Source organism: Streptomyces sp. SS7 (assembly GCF_037993025.1).
Lineage (GTDB): Bacteria > Actinomycetota > Actinomycetes > Streptomycetales > Streptomycetaceae > Streptomyces.
Genome location: NZ_CP141223.1, coordinates 8,356,006 through 8,374,814, shown reverse-complemented (window position 1 = coordinate 8,374,814; position 18,809 = coordinate 8,356,006). Strand labels below are relative to the sequence as shown.

The window sequence follows — 18,809 nt, the reverse complement described above, 5'->3', positions numbered from 1 at the left end:
GTTGTTGTACTTCTCTGCGACCATAGGACGGCCCCCATCCTTGGTCAAGACCAATTCTCCGGGCGGAATCCGGGCTCCCGGCCCACAATGACCGAGTCGGCAATGATCGGGAAACGGGAGGTCTCCATGCGGTACGGGGTGCTGGGCACGGGGCAGGTCGGTCGCACGCTCGGCGGGAAGCTGGTGGCACTGGGCCACGAGGTGACCCTGGGTTCGCGTACGCAGGACAACCCGGTCGGCCGGGAGTGGGCCGCGAGCACGGGCGCCGCCGCCGGCACGTTCGCCGAGGCCGCCGCGGGCGCCGACGTGGTCGTGAACGCGGTGGCGGGTCAGGTGGCGCTCGCCGCGCTGGAGGCAGCCGGGGCGGAGAACCTCGCGGGCAAGGTCGTCCTGGACGTCTCCAACCCGCTGTCGTTCGAGGGCGGCGAGGTGCGGTTGTCGCCGGTGGAGTCGGACAGCGTGGGCGAACAGATCCAGCGGGCGTTCCCGGACGCGCGCGTGGTGAAGTCGCTGAACACGGTGAACTGCGAGGTGATGGTCGATCCCGGGCGGGTGCCGGGGCGGCACCAGATCTTTGTGTGCGGGGCCGACGCGGAGGCGAAGGCGCAGGTCACGGAGTTGCTCGGGGAGTTCGGGTGGCCGGCGGACCGGGTGCTCGACCTGGGGGGCATCCAGGCGGCGCGCAGTGTCGAGATGTGGCTGCCGCTGTGGCTGAACCTCATGCGGCACTTCGGGCACGCGGACTTCAATCTCGAACTGCACACCTCCCGTTGAACCGGTCACGGCACCCCTGAGGGCTACCCGTCGGTAGCAATTGCTGACAAGCTGTCTATGACGTTCGCCGGTCCGTCCAGACGAGGAGCTCCCCCATGCCCGCCACCGTCTCCTTCCCGGTCACCACGCCCGGGGGACCGCAGCCGGTCTCCGTCTCCTACGAACGGACGGGCCGCGGCGAACCCCTGCTGCTGCTGCACGGGATCGGCCATCACCGGCAGGCCTGGGACCCGGTGGTGGATCTGCTGGCCGCCGAGCGCGACGTCATCGCCGTCGACCTGCCGGGCTTCGGTGTCTCCCCCGCACTGCCGGACGGGCTCGCCTACGACCTGCCGACCACGACCGCCGTGTTCGCCGCCTTCTGCGAGGCGCTGGAACTCGAACGGCCGCACGTCGCGGGCAACTCCCTCGGCGGCCTGCTCGCCCTGGAACTCGGCCGCGAGAAGCTCGTACGGTCCGTCACCGCGCTGTCCCCCGCCGGGTTCTGGTCCGAGGCCGAGCGACGGTACGCGTTCGGCATCCTGCTCACCATGCGGCAGATCTCCCGTCGGCTGCCGCTGCCGCTGGTCGAGCGGCTCTCCCGTACGACGGCCGGACGCACGGCGCTGACCAGCACCATCTACGCCCGCCCCGGCCGGCGCGCGCCCGAGGCCGTGGTGGCCGAGACGCTCGCGCTGGCCCAGGCCACCGGCTTCGACCAGACCCTGCGGGCGGGCACCACCGTGCAGTTCACCGACGACATCCCCGGTATCCCGGTCACCGTCGGCTGGGGCACCCGCGACTGGCTGCTCGTCCGGCGCCAGGGCGTCCGCGCGAAGCAGATCATCCCCGCCGCCCGGCTGGTCCGCCTGCCCGGCTGCGGCCACTGCCCGATGAACGACGACCCGGCCCTGGTGGCCCGGGTCATCCTGGACGCGAGCAGCTGAGCCGGGGCCGGCCCCGGGGAACGGCTCGGTCCGGGGCGGCCGAGGGCCGGTGAACGGGCGCGGACGCGGGCCGGGCACAGCAACGGACATCCGGCGAGCCGGGCCGGGCGGCCCGGGGACAGGCGGGGCGGGTGCTGACCCGCCGGGAGGCGCGACGGCGCGAGGACGGCCGCCCCGCGGAACGCGCAGGACCGCACGACCGGCGCGTGACGGAGGACCGCACGACCGGCGTGTGACGGAGGCCAACCAGACCTGAGCGGCCCTCACACCCCGCCGCCCTGGCGCCCCGCCGTACCCGAGCCCCCTCACTCGCCCCGGAGGGCAGCCGTGGCGTGACGCCCCTCCGTGTGCCGGGAGTTGTTCACTTGGGGTTTGCGTGTGCGCTGCGGTGCCCCAGTAGTTGTGGCGGTGCACACCGGCCGGATCCCGTCCCTGGAGGCCCTCCCATGTCACATCTGCACCTGCCCGGGCGCCGCAGTGTCCTGCGCGGCTCGCTCGCCGCGTCCGCGGCCCTGACCCTGCCCGTCGCGGCCGGCGCCGCACCCGCGCTGGCCCTGTCCGGACGGCCGCGGGCCGACTGGGGCGTGCAGACGGGGGACGTGACCTGTGACTCCGGTCTGGTGTGGGTGCGCTCGGACCGTCCGGCGCGGATGATCGTCGAGACGGCCGCCACCGAGTCGTTCCGGCACGCGCGGCGGTGGCACGGCCCCCTGCTCGGCGCCGGCACCGACTTCACCGGCACGACCCGGCTGCACGGCCTGCCCGCGGGCGAGCAGATCCACTACCGCGTGCTGCTGGCCGACCCGGACGACCCCCGCCGTACCGGCGAGCCGGTCACCGGCACCTTCCGCACGGTGCCCGCCGGCCGCCGCCGCGGGGTGCGCTTCCTGTGGTCGGGGGACCTGGCCGGCCAGGGCTGGGGCATCAACCCCGACCTCGGCGGCTACCGCATCTACGACGCCATGGCCGGGCTCGACCCCGATTTCTTCCTCTGCAGCGGCGACAACATCTACGCCGACGGCCCGATCACCGCCACCCAGGCGCTGCCCGACGGCTCCCTCTGGCGCAACCTCGTCACCGAGGAGAAGTCCAAGGTCGCCGAGTCCCTCGGCGAGTTCCGCGGCAACTTCCGCTACAACCTGCTGGACGAGAACCTGCGCCGGTTCAACGCCCAGGTGCCGTCGGTCATCCAGTGGGACGACCACGAGGTCCGCAACAACTGGTACCCGGGCGAGGTGATCGCCGCCTCCGACACCCGCTACACGGAGAAGAGCGTCGACGTCCTCGCGGCGCGCGCCCGGCGGGCGTTCAGCGAGTACTTCCCGATCTCGACGCTGCGGCCGGGCCGCGAGGAGGGCCGGGTGCACCGCGTGCTGCGGCACGGTCCGCTGCTCGACGTGTTCGTGCTCGACATGCGGACGTACCGCAACGCCAACTCGCCCGACGACCAGGCGGTGGACCCGCAGGGCATCCTCGGCCGGGAGCAGCTGGAGTGGCTCAAGCGGGAGCTGTCGCGTTCGCGCGCGGTGTGGAAGGTGATCGCCGCCGACATGCCGCTCGGCCTCGTGGTGCCGGACACCACGGAGGGCAGGGCGAACATCGAGGCCGTGGCGCAGGGCGACCCGGGGGCGCCGCTCGGCCGTGAGCTGCAGATCGCCGAGCTGCTGCGGTTCGTCAAGCACCGCAGGATCACCGGCACGGTGTGGCTGACCGCCGACGTGCACCACACCTCGGCCCAGCACTACCAGCCCTCGCGGGCCGCGTTCACCGACTTCGAGCCGTTCTGGGAGTTCGTCTCCGGCCCGCTCAACGCGGGCGCCTTCCCGGCCAACGCGCTCGACGGCACTTTCGGCCCGGAGCGGGTGTTCGTGAAGGCGCCGACCGCGGCCAACGTGTCGCCGGCCGGCGGTTACCAGTTCTTCGGCGAGGTCGACATCGACGGCGACAGCGGGGAGCTGACGGTCCGGCTGCGCGAGCAGGACGGCACCGTGCTGTTCACCCAGGTGCTCCAGCCGGGGCGCGTGGGGCAGTGACGGTGGCGCAGTGGTCGTAGAAGAATCAACAGAAGGATCAACAAAACGGGCATGAGTGGCCTTTACCCGTCAGTCACAAGCCGTTCGTGATCACGCAACACCGTTCCTCCACAGTGGCTGCATGAATCGACACCTGTCTGACGTCACCGTCGCCACCGTCTCCGCGCTCTCCGCGTTCCTCAAGGCCCCGTGGCGGGCACGGCGCCACGAGGACCCGCCGCCCACGAGCGATACCGGTGCCCGGCCGTCCTCCCCGGAGGAGCAGGCCGGGCCCGGCACCGTCGGCGGGGAGGGCACCCTGTGGCGGATGCGGACCACGGTGAAGGACGCGCCGGGTTCCCTCGCCGCGCTCTGCGCCGCGCTGGCGGGGCACCGGGTCGACATCCTCAGTCTCCAGACGCATCCCCTGGGCGAGGACACCGTCGACGAGTTCCTGCTGCGCGCCCCGTCGGCGCTGGCCTGCGCCGACATCACCGGTGCGGTCGCCGAGGCGGGCGGCTCGGGCACCTGGATCGAGCGGGCCGACACCCACGATCTGGTGGACGTGCCGACCCGGGTCCTGGGGCTGGCGACCCGCACCGCGCTCGACGCGGCCGAACTGCCGCTCGCGCTGCGGCAGCTCCTCGGCCGCTGCACGATCCGCTCACTGCCCGCCGCACCCGTCGGCGGCGGCCGGGGACCGGCCCACGTGCCCGTCGAAGGGGTGCTGGAGGACACCGTGATGCGCCTGCGGGCGCCGGAAGGCGGAGTGATCACCGTGGAACGGCCGTATCTGCCGTTCACCCCGACCGAGTTCGCCCGGGCACGGGCCCTGGTCGAGCTGGACGCCCGGCTCGGTCCGCGCATTCCGCGCAGCCAGGACGTGCTGACGCTGCCCGAGGGCAACGACATCACCGTGCGGCGGGCCGACACCGGAGATCTGGAGGCGGCCCTGGCGATGCACGAGCGGTGCTCGCCGCGGACGCTCGCCCGGCGGTACCACGGGCCCGTGGGCGACGCCGACCGCTACCTCAACCACCTGCTCAGCCCGCGGTTCGGCCGGACCCTCGCGGTGTGGACGCCGTCCGGGCGGATCGTCGGGCTGGGGCACCTCCTGTGGGACGGGGACGAGACCGAGGTGGCGCTGCTCGTGGAGGACCGGTGGCAGCGGCGCGGGGTAGGGCGCGAGCTGCTCGAACGGCTGGTGGCGATGGCCGTCGAGGCGGGGTGCGCGAGCGTGTACGCCGTGACGCAGTCCTCCAACACCGGGATGGTCGCCGCGATGCGGGGGCTCGGGCTGCCCCTGGACTACCAGATCGAGGAGGGGACCCTGGTGATCACGGCCCGGCTCGACGCCGTGGGCGTGGCCGGGGAGCGCGGAGAGGCCGGTTCCCGGCGGGCCCGCGGCTAGTGCCGGTGGCGCGGGGCGGGCACGTCCCGCGCCACTCGCGCGTCCACCGGGGCGGCCTCGCGGCCGTTCTCACCGTCCCCGCCCGGTCCCGGCCGACGGACGGCCCGTCAGGAGGAGGCGGCGGAGACTGTCCTGGCACCCGACGTACGCAGCGGGGCGTTACCCAGTGCCTCGTCCAGGTCGGCCCACAGGTCCTCCGGGTCCTCCAGACCCACCGACAGCCGCAGCAGGCGGTCGCTCACCCCGGCGCCTCGGCGGTCGTCCGCGTCGACGATGCGGTGGCTGATGGACGCCGGGTGCTGGATGAGGGTGTCGACGCTGCCGAGGCTCACCGCGGGGGTGATCAGACGGACGCCCGCGATCACCTCGTGCGGATCGCCGTGGACCTCGAAGGCGATCATCGCGCCACCGATGCGCGGGTAGTGGACGCGGGCGACGCGCGGGTCGGCGGCCAGTCGGCGGGCCAGTTCGGCGGCGGTCGCGGAGGCCGCCCGGACCCGGACCGGGAGGGTCGACAGTCCGCGCAGCAGGAGGTAGCCCGCCAGCGGGTGCAGGACGCCTCCGGTGGCGAAGCGGATCTGCCGCAGCAGCCCCGCGAACTCCTCGTCGCAGGCGACCACGCCGCCCAGGACGTCCCCGTGTCCGCCGAGGTACTTGGTGGCACTGTGCAGGACGAGCCGGGCGCCGTGTTCCGCCGGACGCTGGAGCACCGGGGTGGCGAAGGTGTTGTCGGCGAGCAGCGGGACCGAGCCGCAGGCGTGCGCGACGGCCCGCAGATCGACCTCGGCCAGCGTGGGGTTGGCCGGCGACTCGACCATCACCAGTCCGGTGTCGGGCCGCAGCGCGTCCGTGATGCCGGCCGGGTCGGTCCAGGTGACCTCCGAGCCGAGGAGTCCGGCGGTCAGGAGGTGGTCGCTGCAGCCGTACAGGGGGCGTACGGCGACGACGTGCCGCAGGCCCAGGGAGGCACGGGCGAGCAGGACCGCGCTCAGGGCGGCCATCCCGCTGGCGAAGGCGACCGCGCTCGCGGTGCCCTCCAGCCGGGCGAGGGCGGTCTCGAAGCGGGCGACCGTCGGATTGCCGAGGCGTCCGTAGACCGGTGGGCCCTCGGGCTCGGCGCCGGTCGCGGCGAACGCGTCGATCCGGGCCGCCTCGGCGCGGCTGTCGTAGGAGGGGTAGGTGGTGGACAGGTCGATCGGCGGGGCGTGCAGGCCCTGCCGGGCCAGGTCGTCCCGCCCGGCGTGCACGGCCTCGGTGGCCAGGGCGCGGGGTGCTGCGGACCGTCGTATCTCGGGGGATGCGTGCGTGCTCGCTGCGGCTGAGTCCATGGACCGCAGAGTGAACAACGCACGGGACACTGGAATCGAACACCGTGCTACGTTCGACCGATGGCCGAATCTGTCGTACTGGACCCGGTGGACCTGCATCTGCTGCGCCTGCTGCAGAACGACGCCCGGACCACCTACCGCGATCTCGCGGCACAGGTCGGGGTGGCACCGTCCACGTGTCTGGACCGTGTGACGCGGCTGCGCCGCTCGGGCGTGATCCTCGGGCATCAGCTCCGGCTGGATCCGGCCAAGCTGGGGCGCGGGCTCCAAGCGCTGCTGTCGGTGCAGGTCAGGCCGCATCGGCGGGAGCTGGTGGGGCCGTTCGTGGAGCGGATCCGGGCGCTGCCGGAGGCGCTGACCGTCTTCCATCTGACCGGTCCCGACGACTACCTGGTGCATGTGGCGGTCGCCGACATGGCGGATCTCCAGCGGTTGGTCCTGGACGAGTTCACGGCCCGGCGGGAGGTGGCGCGGGTCGAGACCCGGCTGATCTTCCAGCAGTGGGACTGCGGGCCGCTGCTGCCGCCGGGCTAGCCGCGCGCGAGGGGCCGGGCGGAGCTCGGCTCAAACCCCTCTGCACCGTCCTACGCCATCAGCTCAAACGCCGTGACGTGCGCTTCCCTCCGTACGAGGATGGTGTGCATGTCACAGACCAACCACCCTCTTCCCCGTGCGGTCGCCGACGCCTACGTCGACGACCTCATCGCCCTCGACCCGGTCACCGGTACCTTTCTCGGCGTGGCGGAGAGTTCGAGCCGTCTGCCCGACTTCTCGCCCGCGGGTCTGGAGGCGCGGGCGCAACTGGCCCGGGACACGCTGGCCCGGCTCGACGAGGCGGAGCGGAGACCCGGCGCGGACAGTGACATCGAGCGCCGGTGCGCACGCCTGCTGCGCGAGCGCCTGACCGCGGAACTCGCCGTGCACGAGGCCGAGGAGGGGCTGCGCGCGGTCGGCAACCTGGGCATGCCCGCGCACCATGTGCGGGAGGTGTTCACCGTGACGCCGACGAACACCGAGGAGGACTGGGCGGCGATCGCCGAGCGGCTGCGGGCCGTACCGGCGGCGCTCGGCGGCTACCGCGAGTCCCTGGCGCTCGGCCTCGAACGCAAGCTGTACGGCGCGCCGCGCCCGACGGCCGTCTTCGTCGGCCAGCTCACCGAGTGGTCGGACACGGACGGCGCCGGCCGCGGCTGGTTCGAGGAGTTCGTGGCCACGGGGACCGAGTCGCTGCCGGAGGCGCTGCGCGCCGAGCTCCGGGAGGCGGCAGGAACCGCGACGGCGGCGGTCGTGGAGCTGCGGGACTGGATGCGCGACGTGTACACGCCGGCCGTCGAGGGGGCGCCGGACACGGTGGGCCGGGAGCGGTACGCCCGCTGGTCGCGCTACTACAACGGCACAGACCTGGACCTGGACGAGGCGTACGCGTACGGCTGGGCGGAGTACCACCGGCTGCTCGGCGAGATGAAGAAGGAGGCCGAGCGCATCCTGCCGGGTGCGGCGACCCCGTGGGTGGCCCTCGCGCACCTGGACGAGCACGGCAAGCACATCGAGGGCGTCGACGAGGTCCGCGACTGGCTCCAGGGCCTGATGGACCAGGCGATCGAGGCGCTGGACGGCACCCACTTCGAACTCGCCGAGCGGGTACGGCGGGTGGAGTCGCGGATCGCCCCGGCGGGCAGCGCCGCCGCCCCGTACTACACGTCCCCGTCGGAGGACTTCTCCCGGCCGGGCCGCACCTGGCTGCCGACGATGGGCCAGACCCGCTTCCCGGTGTACGACCTGGTCTCCACCTGGTACCACGAGGGCGTGCCGGGCCACCACCTCCAGCTGGCGCAGTGGGCGCACGTCTCCGGTGACCTCTCCCGTTACCAGGCCGTCGTGGGCATGGTCAGCGCCAACGCCGAGGGCTGGGCGCTGTACGCGGAGCGGCTGATGGACGAGCTGGGCTTCCTCACCGATCCGGAGCACCGGCTCGGCTATCTGGACGCGCAGATGATGCGGGCGGTGCGGGTCATCGTGGACATCGGCATGCATCTGGAGCTGGAGATCCCGGCGGACTCGCCGTTCCACCCGGGCGAGCGCTGGACCCCCGGGCTGGCGGAGGAGTTCTTCGGGGCGCACAGCAGCAGGCCGGCGGACTTCGTGGAGAGCGAGCTGACCCGCTATCTGACGATCCCGGGCCAGGCGATCGGCTACAAGCTCGGCGAGCGGGCCTGGCTGCTGGGCCGCGAGCGGGCGCGCGAGCGCCGGGGGGACGCCTTCGACCTCAAGTCCTGGCACATGGCGGCCCTTTCGCAGGGATCGCTGGGGCTCGACGACCTGGTGGACGAGCTGGCGCGGCTCTGACGGGCCGGTTCGCGGCCGCGGCCGCGAACCGGCGGGGCGGCGGGGTCAGCAGCCGCAGTTCTCCGCCTCGGCGGGGGCCGTGAGCCGGTCGGCGGCGTGGCGCTCGCGGCCCTCCCAGGTCTCGTAGGCGAAGCCCTCGCGCACCCAGTACTCGAAGCCGCCGAGCATCTCCTTGACCCGGTAGCCGAGTTCGGCGAGCGCGAGGGCGGCGCGGGAGGCGCCGTTGCAGCCGGGGCCCCAGCAGTACGTCACCACGGGCACGTTCCGGTCGAGGAGGCGCTCGGCCTGTTCGGCGATGAGGGCGGTCGGCAGGTGGACGGCGCCGGGGATGTGGCCCTGGTCCCAGGCCTGCGGGGAGCGCGAGTCGAGGACGACGAACCCGGGGTCGCCCCCGGCGGCGAGGACGGCGGCCACGTCGGAGACGTCGGCGTGGAAGACGAGGCTCGCCCGGAAGTGGGCGGCGGCCTCGGCCGGGGCGGCGGGGGCGACACGCAGGACGGGGTTCACGGGGCTGGTCGTGGCGGTCATCGCGGGGGCCTCTCTGCGGGGGATCCGATGACCAGAAATCTACGGCCGGTGATCACCTTCCTGAAGGGGGATTCCCCGGCACGCCTGCCGCACCGCCGGGGAAACCCCCTCCCTTCGAAGGCATGACCGGGCATTCCCCGGACGGGGCGGTCAGGGGCCGGGCGGGACGGCTCGGCCCCGCTGCCGCACCTGCGAACCGGACCGCCCCTTGACGACCTCCAGCTGGGCGTGGACACGTCGGCGCAGGTCGGCGACATGACTGACGATGCCGACACTGCGGTCGCGTTCCCGCAGCGAGTCCAGGACGTCGAGGACCTCGTCGAGGGTCTGGTCGTCGAGACTGCCGAAACCCTCGTCGATGAAGAGGGTGTCCAGCCGGACCCCGCCCGCCTCGTCGGTCACCACGTCGGCGAGGCCGAGCGCGAGGGCGAGCGAGGCGAAGAAGGTCTCGCCGCCGGAGAGCGTCGCGGTGTCGCGCTCCCGGCCGGTCCAGGCGTCGACGACATGCAGTCCGAGCCCGCTGCGACCGCGTCCGGCCCGGTCGTCGGAGTGGACGAGGGTGTAGCGCCCGGCGGACATCTGCCGCAGCCGGGCGGTCGCGGCGGCGGCAACCTGTTCCAGCCGGGCCGCGAGGACGTACGCCTCCAGCCGCATCTTGCGTTCGTTGTCGGCCGAGGTGCCCGCGGTCAGGCCGGCCATGCGGGCCACCCGGTCGTACTCCTCACGCAGCGGGGCGAGCCGCCGCACCCCCTCCGCCGCACGGGCCGAGAGGCGGTCCAGTTCCGCGCAGCGCCGGGCCGCCTCGTCGCGCGCGGAGGCGGCGTCACGCAGCCGCCGGGCGGCGGCGGCCGCCGCGCCCTGCGCGGACGCGAGGTCGGCGGGCGGCTGCTGGGCGGCGGCCGCGGTGTCGGTCTCCGCGAGGACCGCGCGGACCGCGGCCTCCTCGGACTGCCGGGCGTCCAGGCGCCGTTGCAGCTCGCGGTGGGCGCCGGCGTCGAGCAGGGCGTCGGCGGCGGCCTGCGGGGTGTCGAATCCGGCCCGGAACGCGGCGTCGGCGAGCCGGGCGTCGGCGTCCTTGAGCCGCTGGGCGGTGTCCTCGGCGGACCGCGCCGCGTCCGCGGCCTCGGTGAGCAGCGCGACCCTCCGCTCCAGCTCGGCGGCACGGGCGGAGACGGTACCGGCCGCGCCTCGCGCCTGGGTCAACTCGGCCTCCAGGGAGCCGCGTTCGCTGTCGAGGGCGTCCCGTCGGGCGACCCGTGCGGCGGCGCGGACGGCGGCCTCCTGCTGCGCGGAGACCCTCCGGTCGCGTTCCCGCTCGGCCTGCCGCAGTCGCTCCTGGGCGGCGTGCAGGGCCGAGGCGCCGTTCCGGGCCCGGGCGTACTCCTGTTCCACCTCATCGGCGGCAGAGGCCAGTTGCGCGGTGGGCGTGTCACCGGCCTCGCCCTCGGCGGCGGCCAGCTCCCGCTGGAGCAGCCCCCGGCGCTCTTCGGCATCGGCGCGCTCCCCGTCGGCCTGCTGGACCGCGGCCAGCGCGCGGTCCTCGGTCTCCCGGCCGACGTGTCCGGCGTCCTTGCGCGCGGGTGCCGGATGGTCGACGGCCCCGCAGACCGCGCACGGCTCGCCCGCGCTGAGCCGCGCGGCGAGTTCGGCGGCGATGCCGTCCAGCCGCCGCTCCTTGACCTCCAGCCAGGTGGCGCGCGCCTGCTGGGCCAGCTCGGTCAGGGCGAGCACCTGGCGGTGCGCCTCGTCGGTCTCCCCCGCGAGCCGGTCGCGTCGGCGGGCGGCGGCGAGGCGCCGGCGGGCGGGTTCACGCTGCACCGCGAGCCGTTCGGCGCGGGTGGCGGCCTCCTGCGCGACCTCCACGGCGCCCAGCAGACCGGTCCGGGTCTCCTCCCAGCCGGCCAGCCAGGCCTCCGCCTCCTGGAGGACGTCCGTGTCGGACCGCTCCTGCCGGTCCAACTCCGTCCGCTCCGCCTGGAGTTCCGTGAGCCGGCGCTCGGCCCGGCGGGCCGAGTCCAGACCGCCCAGCTCCTCGGCCGCGCGCCGGGCGGCGGCGGCGAGTCCCGCCGCGCCCGCGTCCGCGAGCCCGCCGGGCCGTCCGTGGTCGACGGCGTCGCGCACCAGCGCACGCGCGCGGGCCTCCGCCCGGGCGGCCCGGCGGTGGTCCGACTCGGCGGACTCCCGCAGTTCCAGCGCGGGCGCGACCGCCTCGGCCTTGCGGCCGCGCTCCATGCGGGCCCGGTCCTCGCGGTGCGCGTCGGCGCGCTCCTCCAGCCGCACGGCCCGGTCCCGCGCCTCGGCGAACCGGCTCTGCAACCGGTGCAGTTCGCGTACGTCCGTCAGGGCGCGCTCGGCGCCCGCCTGGGCGGACTCGGCGGCGGCCAGACGGCAGTGGGCGATGGTCAGCTGCTCGCGGGCGGTGCTGCGGGCCACCGCGGCGGCGGCGGTGACCGCCTCGGCGAGACCCGGCTCGCCCGGCTGCAGCTCCGGCAGCTCCATGGCTCCCCCGGCGGCCTGCTGCATCCGGTGGGCGTCGGCGACCAGTTCGGCGTCGCCCTCGCGTACCCGTGCCTCCGCCTCCCGGCGCCGCTCGGCGAGCCGTTTCTCCACCTCGGCGAACCGCCGGGTGTCGAAGAGCCGGCCCAGCAGCCGCCCGCGGGCCTCGGCGTCGGCGCGCAGGAAACGCGCGAAGTCGCCCTGGGGCAGCAGCACGACCTGGCAGAACTGCTCCCTGCTCATGCCGAGCAGCTGGGTGATCTCCTCGCCGATCTCCTGGTGGGAACGGCTGAGGTCCTTCCAGACGGCCCCGACGGCGTCGTACTCGCGCAGCCAGGTCTGGGCCTTCTCGACCGTCGTACCGGTGCCGCGCTTCTTGAGGCGCTCATGGGGCGGCTGCCGGGTGATCTCCAACCGGCGTCCGGACACGGTGAGTTCGAGGGTGACCTCGGTGCGGGTGCCGGGGGCGGCGTGGTCGCTGCGCAGGGTGAGGCCTTGGCCCTGGACGGCCTGGCGGGCGCCCGGGACGGAGCCGTAGAGCGCGTAGCAGACGGCGTCGAGGACGGAGGTCTTGCCCGCTCCGGTCGGCCCGTGCAGCAGGAAGAGACCGGCGGCGGACAGGTCGTCGAAGTCGACGCTCTGGGCGTCGCCGAAGGGCCCGAAGGCCGTCAGGTCGAGCCGGTGCAGCCTCACCGGGCCACCTCCCGCACCACGTCGTCCGTGCGGACCGCGTCGAAGGCGTCCCGCAGCACACCCCGTTCCCGGGCGTCGGGCCCGGCGCCGCGCACATGGGCGACGAAGTCCTCGGCGACCTCCTGGTCGCTGCGGCCGGCGAGGCGGCGGGCGTACGACGCGTCCGGGTCGTCCGGGCCCCGCTCGGGGGCGAAGACCAGGCTGAGGGTGTGCGGGAACCGCTCGGTGAGCCGGGCCATGGGCTCGGTGGGGCGGACGGCGTCGGTGAGCGTCGCCTCGACCCATGCCTCCTCGTGCCGGGCGAGCGCGGGATCGGCGAGCAGTTCCTCGAGGGTGCCGGAGATCCGGGCCAGCGCGCGCGGCACCGGGCAGTCGATCCGCTCGGCGGTGAGGGCACCGGTCGCGTCGAGGTCGACCAGCCACATCGTCTTGCGGTGGTCGGTCTCGGAGAAGGAGTACGGCAGGGGGGAGCCGGAGTAGCGGACGCGCTCCGTGAGGGTCTGGGAGCCGTGCAGATGCCCGAGTGCCACGTAGTCGACGCCGTCGAAGACACCGGCGGGCACGGAGGCGACGCCGCCGACGGTGATGTCGCGTTCGCTGTCGCTGGGTTCGCCGCCGGTGACGAAGGCATGGGCGAGGACGACGGACCGGGTGCCCGGCGTACGGGTCGCGAGGTCGGCGCGGACCCGGTCCATGGCGGCGGCGAGCACGCTCTCGTGTCCCGCCCTCTCGACCCCGAACTCCTCCTTGACCAGCGCGGGTTCGAGATACGGCAGGCCGTAGAAGGCGACGTCGCCGTGGGCGTCGGCGAGCACCACGGGGGTGCCGGCGGCCGACGGGTCCGTGCGCAGATGGATGCCCGCCCGGCCGATCAGCGCGGCCCCGACGCCGAGCCGGCGGGCGGAGTCGTGGTTGCCCGAGATCATCACGGTCGGCACCCCGAGGTCCGCGAGCCGGTGCAGGGCCTCGTCGAACAGCTCGACCGCGGCGAGCGGCGGCACCGCGCGGTCGTACACGTCCCCCGAGACGAGCACCGCGTCGACCTCGCGCTCACGCACGGTTGCGACGAGTCGGGAGATGAACGCGGACTGCGCCGGAAGCATGTTCACGCGGTGGAACGACCGGCCGAGGTGCCAGTCGGACGTGTGCAGCAATCTCAAGAAACCGCTCCGACGTACAGAAACCGACCGTGAACACCGACCACGCTAACGCCTTCGGCACCTGCCCCCGCACCGACGGCACCTTTTGCCCGTATACGACATTGAACCGCCCAAACGATGCCGATTCTGTCTGATTCACGGCGGCACCGACGGCAAATCCGTTGGACAACTCCCGTCCCCCTGACAATCGTTGACGGAATGGACCAGGAACAGATCTGGGACGCGGACGCCGCCCGACGCTACGACACCCCCGGTACCGGGATGTTCGCGCCCGAGGTGCTCGGGCCGACCGTGGACCGGCTGGCCGCGCTCGCGGACGGCGGGGCGGCGCTGGAGTTCGCGATCGGCACCGGGCGGGTCGCGGTGCCGCTCGCCGGCCGCGGCGTGCCGGTGACCGGCATCGAGCTGTCCCGCCCGATGATCGGACAGCTGAGGGCAAAGGTGGACGAAGAGGCGATCCCCGTGGTCGTCGGTGACATGGCGACCACCCGGGCGCCGGGCACGTACACGCTCGTCTACCTGGTCTTCAACACGATCTCCAATCTGCTCACCCAGGCCGAGCAGGTCGCCTGCTTCCGCAACGCCGCCCGGCACCTGGCGCCCGGCGGACGGTTCGTGATCGAGCTGTGGGTGCCGGAGCTGCGCAAGCTGCCGCCGGGGACACCGGCGACGGTCTGGCACTCCGAGCCGGGCTACATCGGTCTGGACACCTACGACGTCCTGCGCCAGCACGTCGTCTCGCACCACTTCCGGTTCGACGAGGAGGGCCGCGAGGCCCGGCTGGAGCGCTCCCCGCACCGCTACGTCTGGCCCGCCGAGCTCGACCTCATGGCCGAGCTGGCCGGGTTCGCGCGGGAGAGCCGGCACGCGGACTGGTCGGGGTCCGAGTTCACCGCCGAGTCGCCGTCCCACGTCTCGGTGTACCGGCTGCCGGAGTAGACCGCCCCGTCAGGCGTCCCCGTACGCCTCGCCGCCCAGCTCCAGCAGTGCCGTCCCGGCCGTGACGTCCGCGAGCCAGGCGCGGAAGGCGTCCACGTCGGCGTCCGGGAGGCCGATCTCGAGGGTGACCGCCTCGCCGTACCGGACGTCCCGCACCGAGCGGCCGGTGGCCCGCAGACCGTTCTGGACCTTGCCGGCGCGCTGGTGGTCGACGGTGACGGTGGCGAGGCGGAAACGCCGGCGGGTGAGGGTGCCGAGTGTGTCCAGTGCCTCGCCGACCGCGCCGCCGTAGGCGCGGATGAGTCCGCCGGCGCCGAGCTTGACGCCGCCGTAGTAGCGGGTGACGACGGCGACGACGTACCGCATGTCCCGGCGCAGCAGCATCTGGAGCATCGGGACCCCCGCGGTGCCGCCAGGTTCGCCGTCGTCGCTGGCCTTCTGGACGGCGGCGTCCGCGCCGATCACATAGGCCCAGCAGTTGTGGGTGGCGTCGGCGTGCTCCTTGCGCACGGACGCGATGAACGCCTGGGCCTCCTGCTCGGTCGCCGCCGGGGCGAGGGCGCACAGGAAGCGCGAGCGGTTGACCTCGGTCTCGTGCACGCCCTCCCGGGCCACCGTGCGGTACTCGTCCTGCATCCGGCCACCCTATGCGCCGGCCGGACCCGCGCTCAGCCGGCCTTCTTCTGCCCCCGGGGCACGAGCATCGAGGTCAGCAGCGCGGTGCCGGGGCGCAGGGCCCGCCAGTCGGGTCCGTGCCAGGCCAGGACGGCGATCGCCGACGTGGGGAACTTCAGCCGTACCTCGTCCAGCGCGTGGTCGAGGTCGTCCCCGGCGAGCTCCAGGACCAGTTCCTCCAGCCCGGGGTTGTGGGCGACGAGCAGCAGCGTCCCGATCCCCGCGGGGGTCTCCCGTACGACGTCCAGCAGCTCCGGCACGTCGGCCGCGTACAGGCGCGGGTCGTGGCGGACCGGGGGCGGGGCGTCCCACTCCGCGGAGGCGAGCTGCCAGGTCTGGCGCGCGCGTACGGCGGTGGAGACCAGCGCGAGGTCGGGCACGCAGCCGGTCCCGGCGAGGGCGCGGCCCGCGGCAGGGGCGTCGCGGCGGCCGCGGGCCGCGAGGGGCCGCTCGTGGTCGGGGACGCCGTCCGGCCAGTCCGACTTGGCGTGCCGCAGCACCACCAGCCTGCGCGGCGGTCCGTCCTGTGCGCTCATGCGGGGGCTCCCAGATCGCGGGTGAGGTCCAGGCCGAGGAGGCGGTCGGCGTAGGCGAACGTCTCGAAACGGGCGCCGTACGGCAGCTCCGGCCCGGCGTCCTCCACCCACCGCAGCACCGTCAGCACCTCGGGTACGTCCAGGTCGTCCTCCCAGGCGGTACGGAGCGGTCCGCGCACCTCGTCCGGGACGGGCCGCGAGGGCCGCCTCGCCCAGTCGGCGACGGCTCTCCGCCAGCGTACGAGGGTCTCGCCGGCCTCGCCCAGCGTCGCCCCGTCCAGCCGGACGGGCTCGGTGCGGGGCCGGGACAGCAGGGCGAGACGCAGCGCGGCGGGATCGTCCGGGACGGTGCCCTCGACCCCGGCCACAGCGATCCGCACCCCGTCGGGCTCCGGGCCGTCCTCCGCCACCACGTGCAGGATCTGCGCCTCCCCCACCCCGGCGCCCAGGCCCTGGCCGTCCTCGAAGGGATGCATGCCGAGCGCGGCGGCGCCGGACCGCAGCTCGGCCTGCTCGCGCGCGCCGGTGAGCAGCGCCCACACGGGCGTCCCGCCGAGTTCCAGCGCCCGCACCAGCACGTCGGCGACGAGCAGGACCCGCAGCGATCCCGTGCCGTACCCGGAGGCATGCGCCTGTACCCGGGTCAGGCCACGGCGGACGGGGGCGGCGACGACGGCTTCGCCGGTTCGGGCGTCGATGATGCGCAGCACGAGGCGAGCCTAGGCGGCTGGTCGGGGGTTCGCAGGCAGGGAGGTGGAATCAGGGGTACGCGTGGCGCGTTGGACTGGCCGACAGGTATGGTGCGCGACCCACGGGAGGCCGACGGTGCACGGCGACGAGGCGACGATCCGGAAGATTCTCACCGGGCTCGGTGACACCTGGGCGGTGGTGGGGCTGTCGACGAACCGACGGCGCGCGGCGTACGGCGTCGCCGAGGTGCTGAAGCGTTACGGCAAGCGGGTCGTGCCGGTCCATCCCAAGGCGGAGGCGGTGCACGGCGAGCAGGGGTACGCCTCCCTCGCGGACATCCCCTTCGCGGTGGACGTGGTGGACGTGTTCGTCAACAGCGACCTCGCCGGTGCCGTCGCGGACGAGGCGGTCGCCAAGGGCGCGAAGGCGGTGTGGTTCCAGCTCGGCGTCGTGGACGAGGCGGCGTACGAGCGGACGCGCGCGGCGGGTCTGGAGATGGTGATGGACCGCTGCCCGGCGATCGAGATCCCGCGACTGGGCTGACGCCCCGGACCGGGCCGGTCGGCCTCCGGGTCTGCCGGGCCTGCCGGGCGCTCGTACGCCCGAACGTGGTCCGCGGCGGCACGCACGCGGGGTGCCGCCGCGCCCGGGACGTCCCGGCAGCGGCCCGGTCGATAATGACCGGGTGACCACCAACTCCCCCTCGTTCCAGCGCACTCGGGTCGTCATCGTCGGCGCGGGCCCCGCCGGCCTCACGGTCGGGAACATCCTGCGGGCCGCGTCCGTCGACTGCGTGGTCCTGGAGACGGAGAGCCGTGCGTTCATCGAGCAGCGGCCGCGGGCCGGCGTCATCGAGGAGTGGGCCGTCAACGGACTGCGGCGACGGGGCCTGGCCGACTTCCTGCTGGCGCGCGCCCAGCGCCACACCGCCTGCGAGTTCCGCTTCGGCGGCGAGCGGTACCGGTTCCCCTACGGTGATCTGACCGGCCGTCATCACTGGGTGTACCCACAGCCGTTGCTGGTGACCGACCTGGTCCGCGAGTACGTGGACGTACGGGGCGGGGACGCCCGGTTCTCGGTGCGCGACGTCGAGTTGCGCGATCTGGACGGCGGGCACCCCTCCGTGTCGTACACCTGCCGGGACAGCGGTGAACGGCGCATGCTCGCCTGCGAGTTCGTGGTCGGCGCCGACGGAGCGCGCGGGGTGAGCAGGGCCGCGATGCCGCCGGGACACGCCCGTACCGCCCGGCACGACTACGGCGTCGCCTGGCTGGCGCTGCTCGCCGAGGCGCCGCCGTCCTCCGACTGCGTGGTGTTCGGCGTGCACGAGAACGGGTTCGCCGGGCACATGGCCCGCAGCCCCGAGGTGACCCGCTACTACCTCCAGTGCCCGCCCGGCGACGACCCGGAGAACTGGCCCGACGACCGGATCTGGTCCGAGCTGCACGTCCGGCTCGCGGGCGGCCCGGGCGCCGAGGCGCTGACCGAGGGCCCGCTGACCGAGAAACGGGTGCTCGCCCTGCATGACTACGTGGTCGAGCCGATGACCTACGGACGGCTCTTCCTGGCCGGTGACGCGGCCCATGCCGTCGCGCCGATCGCCGCGAAGGGCATGAACCTCGCCCTGCACGACGCGTTCCTGCTCGGCGACGCGCTGGTGGCGTATCTCGACGGCGGCGACGGCGAGGGCCTGGACGGCTACTCGGAGGCGTGTCTGCGGCGGGTGTGGGACTACCAGGAGTTCTCGCAGTGGCTGTCGGAGGTGTACCACGGGACGGCTTCCAAGGATCCCTTCCGCGCGGGCACGACCTTCGCCCGGCTGCGCCGCCTCTTCACCTCACCGGTGGCGGCCGCGGCCTTCGCCGAGCAGTACCTCGGGACGGCCGAGCACTACTGACCGGACCGGGCACTCCGCGCGGTTCAGTCGTGCACCGGGGTGTCCCCGAGCCGGTGGTCGGCCACGTTCAGGGCCTCGGCCACCAGTCGGCGCAGATGGCCGTCGGAGAGCGAGTACACCACCCGGCGGCCTTCCTTGCGGGTGTGCACGAGCCCGGCCAGCCGCAGCCGGGCCAGATGCTGGCTGACCGCCGGCCGGGCGGCGCCGCACACCTCCGTCAGCGTGGTCACATCGGCCTCGCCCGAGGTCAGCGCGTGCAGCAGGGTGAGCCGGGTGCGGTCGCCGAGCAGGGCCAGCAGCTCGGCGGCGAGCGCGAGCTGCTCCTCGCCGGGGGTGCGCGGATGCGCATGGTGCGCAGGTGATAGGTGCATGCGTGCGCTCATACGCACATAATGGCG

At 74.0% G+C, this 18,809-nt stretch carries 17 protein-coding genes; 9 read left to right on the top strand and 8 right to left on the bottom strand.

Features of this window, described 5'->3' with window-relative positions; translation table 11 throughout:
• Positions 1-126: 126 nt before the first annotated feature.
• The 4 genes from U5640_RS38470 to U5640_RS38455 all read left to right on the top strand — a co-directional run bounded on the left by U5640_RS38470 (position 127) and on the right by U5640_RS38455 (position 5,123).
• Positions 127-774, top strand: coding sequence for an NAD(P)-binding domain-containing protein (locus U5640_RS38470; protein WP_340385589.1), 648 nt, complete (start codon positions 127-129; stop codon positions 772-774).
• Between the two features lie 95 nt (positions 775-869).
• Positions 870-1,700 (top strand): alpha/beta fold hydrolase, encoded by an 831-nt coding sequence (locus tag U5640_RS38465; RefSeq protein WP_340383732.1) that lies wholly within the window; start codon positions 870-872, stop codon positions 1,698-1,700.
• Positions 1,701-2,146: 446 nt separating this feature from the next.
• Complete coding sequence (locus U5640_RS38460) at positions 2,147-3,733, top strand: alkaline phosphatase D family protein (RefSeq protein WP_340383730.1); 1,587 nt, start codon at positions 2,147-2,149, stop codon at positions 3,731-3,733.
• Positions 3,734-3,854: 121 nt separating this feature from the next.
• Positions 3,855-5,123: a GNAT family N-acetyltransferase gene (locus U5640_RS38455; protein ID WP_340383728.1), complete on the top strand. Its 1,269-nt coding sequence runs from the start codon at positions 3,855-3,857 to the stop codon at positions 5,121-5,123.
• 107 nt (positions 5,124-5,230) lie between these two features.
• On the opposite strand, the gene U5640_RS38450 is transcribed toward U5640_RS38455, so the two are convergent.
• The gene (locus tag U5640_RS38450) at positions 5,231-6,451 is read right to left on the bottom strand and encodes a PLP-dependent transferase (RefSeq protein WP_340383726.1); all 1,221 of its coding nucleotides are present in this window, start codon (positions 6,449-6,451) and stop codon (positions 5,231-5,233) included.
• A 60-nt stretch (positions 6,452-6,511) separates the two neighbouring features.
• On the opposite strand from U5640_RS38450, the gene U5640_RS38445 reads away from it, so the two are divergent.
• Positions 6,512-6,985, top strand: coding sequence for an Lrp/AsnC family transcriptional regulator (locus U5640_RS38445; RefSeq protein ID WP_340383724.1), 474 nt, complete (start codon positions 6,512-6,514; stop codon positions 6,983-6,985).
• Positions 6,986-7,093: 108 nt separating this feature from the next.
• Positions 7,094-8,797 (top strand): DUF885 domain-containing protein, encoded by a 1,704-nt coding sequence (locus U5640_RS38440; RefSeq protein WP_340383722.1) that lies wholly within the window; start codon positions 7,094-7,096, stop codon positions 8,795-8,797.
• A 45-nt stretch (positions 8,798-8,842) separates the two neighbouring features.
• Here the strand turns inward: U5640_RS38440 and U5640_RS38435 are convergent, their stop codons facing one another.
• From U5640_RS38435 to U5640_RS38425, 3 genes are all read right to left on the bottom strand, one after another.
• A complete protein-coding gene (locus tag U5640_RS38435; RefSeq protein WP_340383721.1) occupies positions 8,843-9,325 on the bottom strand; it encodes a rhodanese-like domain-containing protein in 483 nt (160 codons plus the stop codon).
• A 150-nt stretch (positions 9,326-9,475) separates the two neighbouring features.
• Positions 9,476-12,514, bottom strand: a complete 3,039-nt coding sequence (locus U5640_RS38430) for an SMC family ATPase (protein ID WP_340383719.1) — start codon at positions 12,512-12,514, stop codon at positions 9,476-9,478.
• The gene (locus U5640_RS38425; RefSeq protein WP_340383717.1) at positions 12,511-13,674 is read right to left on the bottom strand and encodes an exonuclease SbcCD subunit D; all 1,164 of its coding nucleotides are present in this window, start codon (positions 13,672-13,674) and stop codon (positions 12,511-12,513) included. The genes U5640_RS38430 and U5640_RS38425 overlap by 4 nt, the downstream gene beginning before the upstream one ends.
• 198 nt (positions 13,675-13,872) lie before the next feature.
• Here U5640_RS38425 and U5640_RS38420 point away from each other — a divergent pair, with 198 nt between their 5' ends.
• Entirely contained in the window at positions 13,873-14,613 is a 741-nt protein-coding gene (locus tag U5640_RS38420; protein ID WP_340383715.1) for a methyltransferase domain-containing protein, read from the top strand.
• Positions 14,614-14,622: 9 nt separating this feature from the next.
• On the opposite strand, the gene U5640_RS38415 is transcribed toward U5640_RS38420, so the two are convergent.
• Genes U5640_RS38415 through U5640_RS38405 form a run of 3 tightly spaced genes read right to left on the bottom strand, consistent with a single transcriptional unit; the run spans position 14,623 to position 16,534 of the window.
• Complete coding sequence (locus U5640_RS38415) at positions 14,623-15,249, bottom strand: YigZ family protein (protein WP_340383713.1); 627 nt, start codon at positions 15,247-15,249, stop codon at positions 14,623-14,625.
• A 32-nt stretch (positions 15,250-15,281) separates the two neighbouring features.
• Positions 15,282-15,824, bottom strand: coding sequence for a histidine phosphatase family protein (locus tag U5640_RS38410; RefSeq protein ID WP_340383711.1), 543 nt, complete (start codon positions 15,822-15,824; stop codon positions 15,282-15,284).
• Positions 15,821-16,534, bottom strand: a complete 714-nt coding sequence (locus U5640_RS38405; RefSeq protein WP_340383709.1) for a hypothetical protein — start codon at positions 16,532-16,534, stop codon at positions 15,821-15,823. The genes U5640_RS38410 and U5640_RS38405 overlap by 4 nt, the downstream gene beginning before the upstream one ends.
• Positions 16,535-16,649: 115 nt before the next feature.
• On the opposite strand from U5640_RS38405, the gene U5640_RS38400 reads away from it, so the two are divergent.
• Together U5640_RS38400 and U5640_RS38395 are read left to right on the top strand one after the other, a co-directional pair.
• Positions 16,650-17,057, top strand: coding sequence for a CoA-binding protein (locus tag U5640_RS38400; RefSeq protein WP_340383707.1), 408 nt, complete (start codon positions 16,650-16,652; stop codon positions 17,055-17,057).
• 142 nt (positions 17,058-17,199) lie between these two features.
• Positions 17,200-18,411: a 4-hydroxybenzoate 3-monooxygenase gene (locus U5640_RS38395; RefSeq protein ID WP_340383706.1), complete on the top strand. Its 1,212-nt coding sequence runs from the start codon at positions 17,200-17,202 to the stop codon at positions 18,409-18,411.
• A gap of 23 nt (positions 18,412-18,434) precedes the next feature.
• Here U5640_RS38395 and U5640_RS38390 read toward each other — a convergent pair whose 3' ends face one another.
• Positions 18,435-18,794 (bottom strand): metalloregulator ArsR/SmtB family transcription factor, encoded by a 360-nt coding sequence (locus tag U5640_RS38390; protein WP_067256102.1) that lies wholly within the window; start codon positions 18,792-18,794, stop codon positions 18,435-18,437.
• Positions 18,795-18,809: the final 15 nt, after the last annotated feature.